Source organism: Bradyrhizobium sp. 137, assembly GCF_023074095.1.
Classification (GTDB): Bacteria; Pseudomonadota; Alphaproteobacteria; order Rhizobiales; family Xanthobacteraceae; genus Bradyrhizobium.
In genome coordinates this window covers 21,719-34,305 of record NZ_JADPKU010000101.1, presented here as the reverse complement: position 1 = coordinate 34,305, position 12,587 = coordinate 21,719, and the positions used below count along the sequence as shown (strand labels likewise).

The 12,587-nt window shown below is 64.4% G+C and carries 17 protein-coding genes; 6 read left to right on the top strand and 11 right to left on the bottom strand.

The features are described 5' to 3' along the window. A partial coding sequence (locus tag IVA78_RS27200; RefSeq protein WP_247468715.1) for a hypothetical protein occupies positions 1 to 192 on the bottom strand: 192 nt, incomplete at its 3' end. Between the two features lie 120 nt (positions 193 to 312). Continuing rightward, the gene (locus tag IVA78_RS27195) at positions 313 to 786 is read right to left on the bottom strand and encodes a hypothetical protein (RefSeq protein ID WP_247468713.1); all 474 of its coding nucleotides are present in this window, start codon (positions 784 to 786) and stop codon (positions 313 to 315) included. Positions 787 to 995: 209 nt separating this feature from the next. Between IVA78_RS27195 and IVA78_RS27190 the strand changes: the two genes are divergently transcribed. Continuing rightward, entirely contained in the window at positions 996 to 2,651 is a 1,656-nt protein-coding gene (locus IVA78_RS27190; protein WP_247280642.1) for a fumarate hydratase, read from the top strand. A 181-nt stretch (positions 2,652 to 2,832) separates the two neighbouring features. On the opposite strand, the gene IVA78_RS27185 is transcribed toward IVA78_RS27190, so the two are convergent. The 5 genes from IVA78_RS27185 to IVA78_RS27165 all read right to left on the bottom strand — a co-directional run bounded on the left by IVA78_RS27185 (position 2,833) and on the right by IVA78_RS27165 (position 6,192). Continuing rightward, positions 2,833 to 3,129, bottom strand: coding sequence for a hypothetical protein (locus IVA78_RS27185; RefSeq protein ID WP_247280643.1), 297 nt, complete (start codon positions 3,127 to 3,129; stop codon positions 2,833 to 2,835). A 106-nt stretch (positions 3,130 to 3,235) separates the two neighbouring features. After that, entirely contained in the window at positions 3,236 to 3,790 is a 555-nt protein-coding gene (locus IVA78_RS27180; RefSeq protein WP_247280644.1) for a septation protein IspZ, read from the bottom strand. A 12-nt stretch (positions 3,791 to 3,802) separates the two neighbouring features. After that, positions 3,803 to 4,378 carry a hypothetical protein gene (locus tag IVA78_RS27175; protein ID WP_247280645.1) on the bottom strand — a complete coding sequence of 192 codons (576 nt, stop codon included), beginning with the start codon at positions 4,376 to 4,378 and terminating at the stop codon, positions 3,803 to 3,805. A 76-nt stretch (positions 4,379 to 4,454) separates the two neighbouring features. Then, complete coding sequence (locus tag IVA78_RS27170; protein ID WP_346275317.1) at positions 4,455 to 4,646, bottom strand: hypothetical protein; 192 nt, start codon at positions 4,644 to 4,646, stop codon at positions 4,455 to 4,457. Between the two features lie 148 nt (positions 4,647 to 4,794). Further along, entirely contained in the window at positions 4,795 to 6,192 is a 1,398-nt protein-coding gene (locus IVA78_RS27165; protein ID WP_247418728.1) for a carotenoid oxygenase family protein, read from the bottom strand. A gap of 106 nt (positions 6,193 to 6,298) precedes the next feature. On the opposite strand from IVA78_RS27165, the gene IVA78_RS27160 reads away from it, so the two are divergent. Then, positions 6,299 to 7,054, top strand: a complete 756-nt coding sequence (locus tag IVA78_RS27160; RefSeq protein ID WP_247280761.1) for a TetR-like C-terminal domain-containing protein — start codon at positions 6,299 to 6,301, stop codon at positions 7,052 to 7,054. Here IVA78_RS27160 and IVA78_RS27155 read toward each other — a convergent pair. Continuing rightward, entirely contained in the window at positions 7,051 to 7,656 is a 606-nt protein-coding gene (locus tag IVA78_RS27155; RefSeq protein WP_247468711.1) for a hypothetical protein, read from the bottom strand. The genes IVA78_RS27160 and IVA78_RS27155 overlap by 4 nt on opposite strands. A gap of 161 nt (positions 7,657 to 7,817) precedes the next feature. On the opposite strand from IVA78_RS27155, the gene IVA78_RS27150 reads away from it, so the two are divergent. Beyond that, entirely contained in the window at positions 7,818 to 8,393 is a 576-nt protein-coding gene (locus IVA78_RS27150; protein ID WP_247280649.1) for an SET domain-containing protein, read from the top strand. Positions 8,394 to 8,513: 120 nt separating this feature from the next. Here the strand turns inward: IVA78_RS27150 and IVA78_RS27145 are convergent, their stop codons facing one another. Beyond that, a complete protein-coding gene (locus IVA78_RS27145; protein WP_247280650.1) occupies positions 8,514 to 8,912 on the bottom strand; it encodes a hypothetical protein in 399 nt (132 codons plus the stop codon). A gap of 31 nt (positions 8,913 to 8,943) precedes the next feature. Next, positions 8,944 to 9,174: a hypothetical protein gene (locus IVA78_RS27140; protein ID WP_247418730.1), complete on the bottom strand. Its 231-nt coding sequence runs from the start codon at positions 9,172 to 9,174 to the stop codon at positions 8,944 to 8,946. A gap of 101 nt (positions 9,175 to 9,275) precedes the next feature. On the opposite strand from IVA78_RS27140, the gene IVA78_RS27135 reads away from it, so the two are divergent. After that, positions 9,276 to 10,097: a helix-turn-helix transcriptional regulator gene (locus tag IVA78_RS27135; RefSeq protein ID WP_247418731.1), complete on the top strand. Its 822-nt coding sequence runs from the start codon at positions 9,276 to 9,278 to the stop codon at positions 10,095 to 10,097. Positions 10,098 to 10,137: 40 nt separating this feature from the next. Continuing rightward, the gene (locus tag IVA78_RS27130) at positions 10,138 to 10,962 is read left to right on the top strand and encodes a helix-turn-helix transcriptional regulator (RefSeq protein ID WP_247418733.1); all 825 of its coding nucleotides are present in this window, start codon (positions 10,138 to 10,140) and stop codon (positions 10,960 to 10,962) included. Here IVA78_RS27130 and IVA78_RS27125 read toward each other — a convergent pair. Beyond that, positions 10,950 to 11,750 carry a thioesterase family protein gene (locus IVA78_RS27125; RefSeq protein WP_247418744.1) on the bottom strand — a complete coding sequence of 267 codons (801 nt, stop codon included), beginning with the start codon at positions 11,748 to 11,750 and terminating at the stop codon, positions 10,950 to 10,952. The two genes, IVA78_RS27130 and IVA78_RS27125, sit on opposite strands and share 13 nt — an antisense overlap. A 167-nt stretch (positions 11,751 to 11,917) precedes the next feature. Between IVA78_RS27125 and IVA78_RS27120 the strand changes: the two genes are divergently transcribed. Next, a complete protein-coding gene (locus IVA78_RS27120; protein WP_247418746.1) occupies positions 11,918 to 12,583 on the top strand; it encodes a DsbA family oxidoreductase in 666 nt (221 codons plus the stop codon). Positions 12,584 to 12,587: the final 4 nt, after the last annotated feature.

Below are 12,587 nucleotides of genomic sequence, written 5' to 3'. Positions count from 1 at the left end.
GCCGCTCTGCAGATAGCGATTGTAATACTTGCGGAAGGTCTGCGAGCAGGTCCCGTGGTGCCGATAGAAGTCGCCGACCCGGTTGAACAATGGCGATCGGCCAGCCTTCACCGCCTCATACTCCGGGATCAGAAAACGCCACTTCTGCAGATAGTTGCGCTCAATCGTCCAGTCATAGCTGTTGTCGCGCATCGGATCGTCCTCCGCTGGAGCGATCCAATCAGCGAATTAGTGAACATGCACAGCAATGACGACGTGTGGCGAGCAACATCGTGATGCTCGCGCCGCGGGCAAGAGCGTGCAAGGCTCCGCCTATTCGTCCTTGCCGCGCGTGATCGCGATGGACGCGTCCGACTTGGTGCGGCTGCATTCCATGTTGAGCCGCCGGTAGCGCATGCTGATCTTGTCGCCGCGCAACAGGCCCATCCGCTTCAGGCAGCGTGTCGCGCCCGTGGTGGTGTCGTCCTTCGTCACGGTGAAGACGATCGCCGCCATCGACCCCACCAGCGCATAGAACTCTGGCTTGGGCTTGCGATCGCCCTTGGCATAGAGCTCGATCGAATATTTGTCGCCGCGGCAGCCAACGGACAGGTCCTTGGCCGCCGGGTGCGTCAAATAGACGATGTTGGCGGCCCGGAAATTCACCTTAAGTCGATCGATCTGGTTCGCCAGCTCCTTGGCGCTGTCGTCGCAGCGGTCGGCGCGCGCGGGGAAGGTGAGAGCCACAAGGCCGGTGATGGAGGCGGCGACCAGGATCGCGCCGCGGAGGTTCAAGTTCAATGTCATGATGAAAAGCCCCTTGCGGCGTGCATTCAAGCGTCGGCGGGCGCGAAGCGCAAGGGTGGGCGCCGGCCTTTCCACGTGCTGTGCCAATGCCTTCCCGAGCCCCTAGCCACCCTCTCCCATGCGCCCCGGTCCCTTTCTTTTCCGTCCAAAATGGGCTTAGAACGCCTCTATGCCGAGGGCCTATGAGGCCACAAACCCCGAGATCCGCTATGAACGCTCCCACTGCCTTTCCCGACGAGTCAAAACCCGTGCCGCCCTACAAGCACACCCCGCTGTTCCCGCTGGGCAAGGACGAGACGCCCTACAAGAAGATCTCGTCCGAGGGTATCAGGGTTGAGAAGGTTCTGGGCAAGGACATGCTGGTGGTTTCGCGCGAGGCGCTGCGGGCGCTGTCGGAGGCCGCTTTCGGCGACATCAACCATTACCTGCGGCCGGGCCATCTGAAGCAGCTTCGCGCGATCCTGGAGGACGGCGAGGCGAGCCCGAACGACAAGTTCGTTGCCCTCGACTTTTTGAAAAACGCCAACATTGCCGCGGGCGGCGTGCTGCCGATGTGCCAGGACACCGGCACCGCGATCATTATGGGCAAGAAGGGCTGCAACGTCATCACCGACGGTGACGACGAGGCGGCGCTGTCGGAGGGCGCGCGCGATGCTTACTTGCGCCGCAATCTGCGCTACTCGCAGGTCGCCCCGCTCTCGATGTTTGAAGAGAAGAACACCGCCAACAACATGCCGGCGCAGTGCGAGATCTACGCCGAGGGTGACGACGCCTACAAGTTCATGTTCATGGCAAAGGGCGGCGGCTCCGCCAACAAAAGTTTTCTGTTCCAGGCCACGCCGTCCGTCCTGACCAAGGACCGGCTCCTCGCGTTTCTGAAGGAAAAGATCCTGACGCTCGGCACCGCGGCGTGCCCGCCCTATCACCTCGCCATCGTGATCGGCGGCACCTCGGCCGAGCTCTGCATGAAGACGGTGAAGCTCGCCTCCGCCCGCTATCTCGACGCGCTGCCGACCCACGGCTCGCCCGACGGAAATGCCTTCCGGGACGTCGAGATGGAGAAGGAAATCCACAAGATGACGCAAAGCTTGGGGGTGGGCGCGCAGTTCGGCGGAAAATATTTCTGCCACGACGTGCGCGTGATCCGGATGCCGCGTCATGGCGCTTCGCTGCCGATCGGGCTTGGCGTGTCCTGCTCGGCCGACCGCCAGGTGCTCGGCAAGATCACGAAGGATGGCGTTTATCTCGAGGAGCTCGAGCACAACCCGGCGCAATACCTGCCGCAGGTGGAGCAGTCGCTCGGCGGCGAGGTCGTCAAGATCGATCTCAACCAGCCCATGAAGGACATTCTGGCGACGTTCTCCAAGTACCCGATCAAGACGCGGGTCTCGATGACCGGCACCATGATCGTCGCGCGCGATTCCGCGCATGCCAAGCTGCGCGAGCGGCTGGAGAGGGGCGAGCCGCTGCCGGACTATTTCAAGAACCATCCGGTCTATTACGCCGGACCAGCCAAGACGCCCGAAGGCTATGCCTCCGGCGCGTTCGGCCCGACCACCGCAGGCCGCATGGATTCCTTCGTCGACCAATTCCAAGCTGCGGGCGGTTCGATGGTGATGGTGGCGAAAGGCAACCGTGCTCCGGCCGTGCGCGAGGCCTGCAAGAAATATGGTGGCTTCTATCTCGGCTCGATCGGCGGGGCCGCGGCGAACCTTGCCGAGCACTGCATCAAGAAGGTCGAGGTGCTCGAATATCCCGAGCTCGGCATGGAAGCGATCTGGCGCATCGAAGTCGTCGACTTCCCGGCGTTCATCATCATCGACGACAAGGGGAATGATTTCTTCAAGGAATTGAATTTGGGCTAGCGGCTTCACCCTGCTTGCGCGCTCGTGAGCGTGCATGTGCCCTTACGGAAGTCCGTGATGCCCGGGATTGCACGGATCTTTCTTGCTGCCGCGAGCACGTGAATGGCCGAGGCAGTCCCGGCCATGACGATGCGGAAAGCTTAGGCGCGCCCTGTCGCTGTCAGCGGACGGCAGACCGGCCTTAAGCGCGCGTGCCCGTAAACGGGAAGCTACCCATCGGGCCGATGCCCATCTCGCCACTGATGCTGTCGCCCGAGACGGTGCCGGTGAATTCGAGCGTGAGCGGCATCGGATTGGTGATCGAGACCTTCCAGGAGACGTTGTCGCCGCTGACGTTGCCGTCGAAAATCTCGGCGGTACTACCTTCCGCACCCTGCGTGCCCGTGAGCGTGCCGCCCGCGGCCTTCAGGCTGAGCGTCGCCTGGCGCTCGCCCATCGGCGTCGTCATGGTCAGATTCCAGTTGCCGTCCACGGCCATTCCCGTCTCCCGAACAAATCCCGGCGGGCCGCGACGATCCGCGGCCAGTCCTGTGGCGAGCCTATAACCCAACTCGCAGCTCCTGCCTAACGCTCCGATGGGGCAATTAGGCGCGGGCAGCGGCGCGCCGGCGGCTGGTGACGATGAGGCGCAGAACGACGTATTGCACGGCAAATGCCAGGATCTTGGCGCCGCCCGCGACGACGGTGAGATAGAACGCCCACAGCTTCAGATCGCCGGTCGAGGCGACGGCGATCACGCCGACGCCGATCGCGAACATCAGCACCGCCCAGGCATAGCCCGCAGCCGTCACATATTCCGGAACGGTCTCGACGACGATCGGCGGCATGTAGCGCAGCATCCAGCCGCGCTTGAGCATGATGAGTCCGATCGCGAAATGCGCGATCGCAGGCTTTGCCAGCATGAAGCGGGGATCATTGGTCAAGAGTGTGATCGCGCCCAGTCCAACAACGAGCGCGAGGCTCGCATAAGTCATGTAGTTGAGCTGCTGCCCCTTGACGCGGGCATAGATCACCTGCGCGATCGCGCCGGCGATCGCCACCGATGTCGCCAGGATGACGTTATCGGTGATGAGGTAGACGGCGAGGAAGACGATGGCGGAAAAGAGGTCGGAGGCGAGGCGAGCGAATACGTCCTTCATCGTCGATCCTGTTCAGCGGGCGCTGGGCAATGCGCGGGCGGGCGTACCGTACTTGATCTGGCGATACTCGGGATACCACTTTGTGAAGTAGATTGCGCTGTTGCGGGCGGCGAAGGCGACCGCAACACTCGACCAGAGCGGCAGCCCGGGGACGTAGAGCAGCACGAGATTGGCGCCGGCCATCAACAGCGCGGCTGCGGTCCAGGCGCCGGTTATGACGTAATTGGCGTAAAGGAAGCCAGGGATTGCCGCGGTTTCGGCCGGGACCGATTCAAGCGCATATTGCAGTGTGAAGGGACGGCGGGCCAGCATCGAGCCGAGTGAAATGACGAAGATGCCGATATCGACCGACAGCTTGACCCCGAGCGTGCCGAGCCCGGGATCGACCAGCGCGAGATAGAGGCCGATTGCGGCGAACACGGTCGCCGAGCCTGCAGCCAGGATCTTCACCGAGCGGCCGCGCGCGACATCGATTGCAACGGTGGCGAGGCAGATCGCGGAGGCCGCGAACACGCTGATCGTCGCCGAGGTCACCAGCATCAGCAACGCGAAGACGGCGTAGGGCGCGAGGATCAGGAAAATCGCCATATGCCACCTCGTCAGGCCGAATCTTTACAACGTCAAGATACGTAGCCGAACGCGAAAATTGGGTCAAGCGAAATCTTTACAGTGTCAAAATGACGAAGGCGGCCTCTAGAAGATGAATTGCTGCAGTGGCTTGTTCGGACGCCTCCTCGGCCAATTCCGCCCAGGGGAGGCGCGACAGGATCGGCGCCGCTGCGGCGCTCAAAAGAGCCGCGGCGAGCAAGATGCCGCCGTTGAAGATGGTATGGCTGCTTCGCTTCAGCCGGATCATCTCGAATGCGAGCGCGGCGCAGGAGAGAGCGAGAACGGCGAGGCAGGCTGCTGTGATCGAGGGCACGTGCATGTGGAACCTCTTGGTGATGCATCCGCGCCGTCATGCCGGCCTCGCCGAGTGCGCGCCCGGAATGACGAGGAGGGCGTTACGCCGCCCCAACCCAATTGCCGTGAAAGCCGTCGGGCACGCGGTGGCCGAGCTGGACAAGCGCGACGGGACCGGCCTCGACATCGGTGGCGTTGAACACGGCGAGGTCGCTGCGGTTCTCTCGCGCGCGCCAGACCAATGCGAGCAGCCAGCCGTCGCCCTCGGCCGCATCCTTCGATCGTTCGACGAACACCGGCTCGGAGATGGTGTCGCCGGCCGGCAGCAGATAATGGCCGAGCCGTCTACCGCTGCCGTCGACATGGACGATGCCTGAGAGCGCGTCGAACATCGGCAGCCGCGGATTGGCGCAGGCATACCAGCCGTGGCGGCTCTTCAGTCCGGCGCGGCGATCGTCGATGCGGGGGAATTCGCCGGTGAGATCGTCGAGATAAGTCTGCTGGAAGCGGTCGGTTTTTCCCGAAAGATCGAACGTCCAACGGCAGTGGCGGGCGCGCGACTTCTCCGGATCTGTCGGCCGACCGTCGGGACGCGGAAACAACGGCGGCTCCTCGAACTGCATGACGTCGGCGATGATGCGCTGATCGTCCTCCCACGCATTCATGACGTGGAAGACGTAGCAGGCCTCAGCTCGAAACCAGACGATATCCTTTGCCGTACCGTTGCGCTTCATCACGCCGACATAGGCGCCCTTGTCCGGCTCCCAGGCATAGGGCGGTCGTCCGCTCATCGCGCGTTCCATGCTGCCGGTGATGGGGAGGATCGGAAACAGCACATGGTTCGCGGTAACGATGAAGTCGTGCACCATGCTGGCATAGGGCGCCTCGAAACGCTCGAAGCGCGTCGCCCGTCCTGACGCATCGATCGCTCCGTAGGAGAGGGCAGGGGTCAGCGGTCCCGCCGCATTGTACCCGAAGAATACGAGTTCGCCGGTCACAGGATCGATCTTCGGATGCGCCGTGAAGCTGCCGGCGATGCGGCCTTGGTAGTTGTGATAGCCGCGCGTTGCCAGCGTACCCGGCTCGATCTCGGTCGGCAGGTGTGCTTCTTCCAGCGCCAGCAGCTTGCCGGCATGGAAGATGATGTTGGTGTTGGCGACGCCGCCGTCAGAGAGATCCGCCGGGGCATCCGGCAGCTTGCGGCCGAAGCCGCCGAACAAAGCGCGGCCGGCGTCGTGCTCGGCCAGCCATTTCGGCGTGCGGACCCAGCGGTTGCGGTAGCTCGCGCGTGCGTTCTCGAGGTGGAAGGCGTGCAGCATGCCGTCGCCCACAAACCAGTGCGCACCGGGCGACGAGAACTGCGGATTGGGGCCGTTGCGATAGAGCGTGCCGTTCAACTCGCGCGGCAATTCGCCGATGAGCTTGAGGTACGCCGCGTCGGCTTCGAAGGGAATTGGCGCGATATTGTTGCGCTGCTCGGTGACGACGTCCTGCTGCACGGCGTATCCTTCCCTATCTTTACATCGTAAAGATCAGATAGTGCCGATTGTCGTTGCGGTCAAGGGAAATCTTTACACTGTCAATATGGCGCCTTATAGCTTGAGCATGGGCAAAAGCGAAACCAGGGCGGCGCGCGGCCTACGCCCCCCGAAGAAGACATCGTCGACCTCGCACGTCTTGCCGCGTCTCGCGCGGCGCCCGGCAGTTGCGAAGGCTGAGACACCCTATCATCACGGCGCTCTGCGGGAGGCGTTGCTCGAGGCCGCCGAACGGGTGCTGGAGCGCGACGGGCTTGCCGGCCTGACATTGCGCGCGGTGGCACGCGAGGCGGGCGTCTCGCACGCCGCTCCCACCCATCATTTCGGAGACCTCACGGGCCTGCTCAGCGAGCTCGCGGCGGTCGGCTTCCGCCAATTCAACGCGGCGATGGCAGCTTCATCCGATGCCGCGTCCACGCCGCTTGAACACGCACTGGCGCGGCCGAAAGCCTATGTTGCCTATGCGCAGGCGCATCCCGGCATGTACGGCATCATGTTTCGCACCGAGCGGCTCGATTATTCCAGGCCCTCGCTGCGCGAGGCGGCCGAAGCCTCCTTTGCCGGGCTCGCCAATGCCGTCGGCATGATGCGCCAGGAGCAGATCAGCGGCGATGCGCTGACCTTGAACCAGGGCGCGGCGATCGCGCGGGCCTGGTCGCTGGTGCACGGCTTCACCATGCTGCTGCTCGATGGCCGGCTCGAAGATATCCTGGAGAGGTTGCCCGAGGGAACGACGGCCGAACGGCTGCTCGAGGCGATGCTGACGTCGCCCGTGACCACGAAATTGCCGCCTGGCGGCTGTTTGCCCCCGGCGAAGACCTAGCGCATGGTCGCGAGCTCGACGGCGCGGCCTCTTGTGCCGATGATCTTGACCTCGTCCTTGCCGCACCTGAAGCCGCGGGCGAAATCGTCGGCGGCCTTGCGCGCGAGCTCATTGGCGGTGGGATTCGCGATCGCATCGACATAGGCGACGTGACAGACCGGACCCGGCGGCAGCCGGGTCACGACCAGCATGGCTTTGGTGTTCGGCCGCCCCTGCTTGTCGGGATCGCTGCTGTCGGCGATGTGCCAGCGCTGAATGATCGCAAATGGCTTGGCGCCCGCAGCTCGCCATTCGACAGTCGTGTCCGATGAATTGAAGGGAGCGAACCAAACTTTGGCCGCCGGCTCCTCGGCCGCTTCCTTGCGATTGCGGCCGACCGAGACGACCTCGCGAAGATCATCCTCGGCGATCAGCACTACGAGGCCGGACTTGCCCGGACAGACCCGCATGGTGCTGCCGTCGAGCGCGCTGGGCTTACCGATCTGGCGGCAATCTTTCGGCGCGGTCGAGGTGTAGATGCCGCCCACGGCCTCGGCGCAGGCCCAATTGACGGCGGCGCATATCAGCAACACGGATAGGCATGTGGTGACGATGCGGATCATGATGACGCTTCGATGCAGCTGGAACTTCGTAGCATCAGACGTCTTGACTGTGGGCAAGGTTCAAAAGCGCCTCCAGGCACCTGACAGCGGCGCGGAATCGTTCTAGAAGAGCGGCTCGCCTGGGCCGCTCCGGCCCCGTTCGCGTCCTCGTTCTCTTGATCATGCCAGCCATATCCTCGAACAAACCTTATCGCGTCGGCCGTTCCAAGACAGGGCTCGGCCTCTTTGCCACCAAGCCGATCAAGAAGGGCACCCGGATCATCCGCTATTTCGGGCCGATCCTGGACTCGCGGATTCCGGCGCACGACGAGATCGAGAACAAATATCTGTTCGAGCTCAACGGGCGCTGGACCATCGACGGATCGGTGCGCAAGAATCTCGCCCGTTACATCAATCATTCCTGCCGGCCCAACGCCGAGTCCGACGTCCGCCCGCGCGAGCGCAAGGTCTTCATCCGCGCCATCAAGAACATCGAGCCGGGCGACGAGATCAACTACGACTACGGCACCGACTATTTCAAAGCCTATCTGAAGCCGATCGGCTGCAAGTGCGATTCCTGCGAGAAGAAGCGCAAGAAGCTGCGCGCCGAGGCGCGGGCCCAACGCACCAAGGCGAAGGCGCGGGCCGAGCGCAAGGCCGCGAAGGCGGGCGCCAAGAGTGCGAAAAAGAAGGCTCCCAAAAAGAACCAGCTCAACGGTCACGCCGTCGCCAAGACGAACGGCCGCGCGCGGGCGTAGGAATCCAAGATTCCGGGGCGGTGCGCAGCGAACTAGGGTGCGCCCTTGCGCACCTGAGAATCTCGAGATTCCGGGTCTCTGGTGCTGCCGCACCAGCCCCGAATGGCAGTGATCGGTAGGTCACGCCGCCACCGCACTCGCGCTCCTCCGCAACCCCACATATTGCAACTCCGCGAACACGCCGGTCGCGATGGCTTGCGCCACAACCATCAGCTCGCCCATGAGGTTCGGCGACACCGCGCCTGAAAGCAGCAGCGCGATGCTGCCGACCGTCCAGGCCGCGTTGCCGATCACGACCAGCAGCACGAGCGCCTTGGAAACAGATGCACGCGCGGCGAGCCAGCCGACCAGTACGGTGTAGGCAATCAGGAAGAGGCCGGTCTCACCCAGCAGCGCTTCGGGAAGGTTGAACAGCGAGGCGAACGTGCTCGCGCCGAAAGTGAAACCCAGCGCGGCGACGCCGCTGAAGACGGCATCGGCGAGCAGTGCACGGCGCAGGAAAGTGGACGCTTCGATCATCGTGGTTCTCCTTGGTTGAGGTCGAGGGACATCACCGCAATCCGCGCCACCAGGCGCGGACGAGGCGGGCGAGGCGGAACGGGCACAGGCTCCTGCCGACGCCGTGCTCGAAGGCGATGACCTGCGCGACGACATAGTCGCCGGTCGAATGCACGAGCGGCTCCGGGACGTTGAGGCTGCCCGCCAGCATCCGGGTTGCGAAGGCCATGGCCCAGGGCAAGACGTGGTCAGCGATGGTCCGGTAGAGCAGCAGCGCGATCATGGTCATCTCCTGTTGCGACCGACGATGCGCGCGTCCGCGCCTCAATTCGATTACCTCGCGGGTAATGGAAGGGCCGAAATTCGCATGCTAGGTTTTCGATCATGAACGCACATGCATCCACGGCACGTACTGAGCGCAGCCAACCGGTCCATATCGGCGACCATTTGCGAGAATGGCGGCAGCGCCGCCGCATGAGCCAGCTCGATCTCGCCGGCGAGGCCGAGATCTCCGCGCGCCATTTGAGCTTCGTCGAGACCGGCCGCGCCGCGCCCTCGCGCGACATGGTGCTCAGGCTCGCCGAGCGCCTCGACGTGCCCTTGCGCGAACGCAACGTGCTGCTGGTCGCGGCCGGCTATGCGCCGGCGTTCCCGCAGCGCCCGCTGGAGGATCCCGCCTTGACATCAGCCCGCCAGGCGATCGACATCGTCCTCAAGGCACATGAGCCCAATCCGGCACTGGCGGTGGACCGGCATTGGAACCTGGTCTCGTCCAACCGCATGGTGGCGCCGCTGCTCGACGGCATCCCGCAGCATCTGCTCGGCCAGCCCTTGAACGTGTTGCGACTTGCCTTTCATCCCGAGGCGCTGGGGCCGCGTACCGTCAATCTTGCGGAATGGTGCGGGCATCTGCTCGAGCGGCTGCACCGGCAATGCGAGGCGACCGCCGATCCTGAACTGATCAAGTTGTATAACGATCTAAAAAGCTACCCCATCCCGGCGCGTGCGGCGCCGCTGCCGAGCGACAATGTCGCGATCCCGTTCAAGCTGCGCCACCAGGGTGAGATCCTGAGCTTCTTTTCCACCACCATGGTGTTCGGCACGCCCGTCGACATCACTCTGTCGGAGCTGGCGCTGGAGACCTTCTTCCCGGCGGACGAGCGCACTGCCGAGCGGCTGAAGCAGATGGCGGCCACACTTTCTTAGCCGCGTTTACAGGGTGCACGAGGGCCCGCATAATCGGCGGATGGATACACGCTCGTCCCGGTCCTTGCGGCCGGCCAATCCGGTCGGCAATCTCCTGCGCGCCTGGCGCATGCGCCGTGCGTTTAGCCAGGCGGAGCTGGCGTTCGAGGCCGGCATCTCTGTCAAGCATCTCAGTCATGTCGAGACCGGCAAGGCGGCGGCCAGTCGGGACATCCTCCTCCAGCTCGCCTCCGCGCTCGATTTGTCGCTGCGCGACCGCAATGCGCTGCTCGAGGCCGGCGGCTTCGCGCGGCAATATGGCGAGCGCGACCTCGCCGCGCCCGAGCTTGCCGATGCGCGGCGTGCCATCGATCTTCTGCTCAGCCGTCACGAGCCATTTCCCGCGATCGTCACCGACCGGCGCTGGAACGTGAAACAGGCCAACCGCGCGGCCTCGCGTCTGATGACGATGCTGCTTGGCTCTGAACGTATGCAGCGTCCGCTCAACCATATGCGCATGTTCCTCGCGCCGGACGAGCTCAAGCCGTTCGTCGAGAACTGGCCAATTGTCGCGGCAGCGCTGTTGTCGCGGGCGCGTCATGAAGCGATGGCCGCCCCGCTCGACGATGCCCTGCAATCGACCTGGCGCGAATTGATGCGCTTGCCGGAGCTGCCGGCGCCTCAACTCGAGGACGAGGCCGTGCCGGGGCCGTTGTGCGAGGTGCGCCTGCGCAAAGGTGAGGTCGGCATCGGCCTGATCGGTGCGGTCCTGACGCTCGGCACACCGCAGGACGTCACGCTCCAGGAGCTTCGTGTCGAGATGTTCATGCCGACGGATGCAGGGTCCGAGACGACGCTGATCGCGCTTGCGTCTCAGGACGCCTGAGCCTGCACGGCCTCACGCCGCTCGAAGCTCAGGGCCTGCATCACCTCGGCAAACGGACCGTTGCGATCGCTCAGCGTCGCCGTGGTCAGGCCCGCGCCGTTGGCGCCGACGCCCGTCGCCGCGCGGATCAGGATCCATTCGCCCTCCGGCGGCCGGACGAAATAGAGGCTGATCTCGGGATTGATGAAGGTCCATTGGCGCATATCGACCATCTGCGCGACGCCGCTGGAGAAGTCAGCGGCCTGCACCGCCTGGAGCAGCGGCGTGTTCGGCTCGCCTTCGACCAGCGCGGCGTCGAGCCGCATCCAGGCGGCGGCCGGACCCGGCTTCTCCAGTGCGCCCTCGATCAGCCGCACCGACACATTCTGGAAATAGCGGCTCCATTTCTGCGCGAAGGCCGGCGGCGGCGTGCCTGCCTCGGGCGCCTGGTCGAGCGCTGCGGGCGCCGCGAAGGGATCGACCGGCGATTCTCCGCTCTGCGCCGTCAGCAGCGCCGTGCAGCGGCCGATCTCGGTCTCGCCGTCCATCAGCCGCACTTGCGCGGTCTTGGCCTTGCGCCCGTCGCGCAGCAGTTCAGTGGTGGTCCTGAAGGCGCGCAGGCCTGCCGGTCGCCAGAGATCGAAGGTCAGGCGCCGCACCGCAAAGCCCGATTCGGTTGCGAGCCGCTCGACCTCACGGGCCATCAGCGCGGTGGTAGCGCTTCCCTGCAACATGTCCGGCGACCACGGACCGCCGGCATGCTCCGTAGCCCGAAATTGATGACCTTCCGGCCTGAAAATGGCTGTCATTGCAGTCTCCCGCTGGTTCGATCGTGCAGCGAGTATCGGGGCGGGTTGCGTTTCCTACAATAACCGCAGAGGTGAAGTCGTGAGCCATGCGGGATGGGCGCCTTGCGCGGCCTCTGGTTCGGCTTATCTTCCGACGGACCCGTAGACTGCCCGAAGGAGGCGCCGCCATGAGCACGCTGAAACCGCTCCAGATCGACGTCGTCTCCGACGTGGTGTGCCCCTGGTGCTATATCGGCAAACACCGCATCGAGAGCGCGTTGGCGCTCGTGCCTGATGTTCCGGTCAAGCTCAATTTCCGGCCCTTCTTCCTCAATCCCTGGGTGCCGCGCGAGGGCATCAGCCGCGAGGACTATCTCACCCAGAAGTTCGGCTCGGTCGAGGCCTATAAGGGCATTGCCGGGCGCGTCGTCGCGGCCGCAAGCGAGGAGGGGCTCGTCTACCGGCCTGAGCTCGTGGCGCGTCAGCCCAACACGACCGATTGCCATCGCCTGATCCTCTGGGCCGAGGCGATCGGCAAGGCGCCCGAGATGAAGCAGCGCCTGATGGAGCTCTATTTCCGCGACGGCGGCGACCTCACCGAGGTCAACGTGCTGGTGCAGGCAGCCGCCGATGTTGGCCTCGATACCGACGACGTGCGCAAGCGCCTTGCCACCGACGAGGATGTCGCGCGCGTTTCGGCGGACGCACAGGAGGCCGCCGAGAAAGGCATCTCCGGCGTGCCGACCTATGTGTTCGCACAGAAGTACGCCGTCTCCGGCGCGCAGGATCCGAACCTGCTCGCGCGCGCCATCCGCCAGGTCTCGGCGGAGGTCAACGCGCAGGCGGCGGAGTAGCTTT

Coding starts and splice junctions, on each gene's coding strand:
- IVA78_RS27150 (WP_247280649.1), top strand. CDS start 7,818: ATGCCAGCCATATCCTCGAACAAACCTTATCGCGTCGGCCGTTCCAAG.
- IVA78_RS27155 (WP_247468711.1), bottom strand. CDS start 7,656: ATGATCCGCATCGTCACCACATGCCTATCCGTGTTGCTGATATGCGCC.
- IVA78_RS27125 (WP_247418744.1), bottom strand. CDS start 11,750: ATGACAGCCATTTTCAGGCCGGAAGGTCATCAATTTCGGGCTACGGAG.
- IVA78_RS27185 (WP_247280643.1), bottom strand. CDS start 3,129: ATGGCCGTGGACGGCAACTGGAATCTGACCATGACGACGCCGATGGGC.
- IVA78_RS27120 (WP_247418746.1), top strand. CDS start 11,918: ATGAGCACGCTGAAACCGCTCCAGATCGACGTCGTCTCCGACGTGGTG.
- IVA78_RS27195 (WP_247468713.1), bottom strand. CDS start 786: ATGACATTGAACTTGAACCTCCGCGGCGCGATCCTGGTCGCCGCCTCC.
- IVA78_RS27140 (WP_247418730.1), bottom strand. CDS start 9,174: ATGATCGCGCTGCTGCTCTACCGGACCATCGCTGACCACGTCTTGCCC.
- IVA78_RS27170 (WP_346275317.1), bottom strand. CDS start 4,646: ATGATCCGGCTGAAGCGAAGCAGCCATACCATCTTCAACGGCGGCATC.
- IVA78_RS27145 (WP_247280650.1), bottom strand. CDS start 8,912: ATGATCGAAGCGTCCACTTTCCTGCGCCGTGCACTGCTCGCCGATGCC.
- IVA78_RS27180 (WP_247280644.1), bottom strand. CDS start 3,790: ATGAAGGACGTATTCGCTCGCCTCGCCTCCGACCTCTTTTCCGCCATC.
- IVA78_RS27175 (WP_247280645.1), bottom strand. CDS start 4,378: ATGGCGATTTTCCTGATCCTCGCGCCCTACGCCGTCTTCGCGTTGCTG.
- IVA78_RS27160 (WP_247280761.1), top strand. CDS start 6,299: ATGGGCAAAAGCGAAACCAGGGCGGCGCGCGGCCTACGCCCCCCGAAG.
- IVA78_RS27190 (WP_247280642.1), top strand. CDS start 996: ATGAACGCTCCCACTGCCTTTCCCGACGAGTCAAAACCCGTGCCGCCC.
- IVA78_RS27130 (WP_247418733.1), top strand. CDS start 10,138: ATGGATACACGCTCGTCCCGGTCCTTGCGGCCGGCCAATCCGGTCGGC.
- IVA78_RS27135 (WP_247418731.1), top strand. CDS start 9,276: ATGAACGCACATGCATCCACGGCACGTACTGAGCGCAGCCAACCGGTC.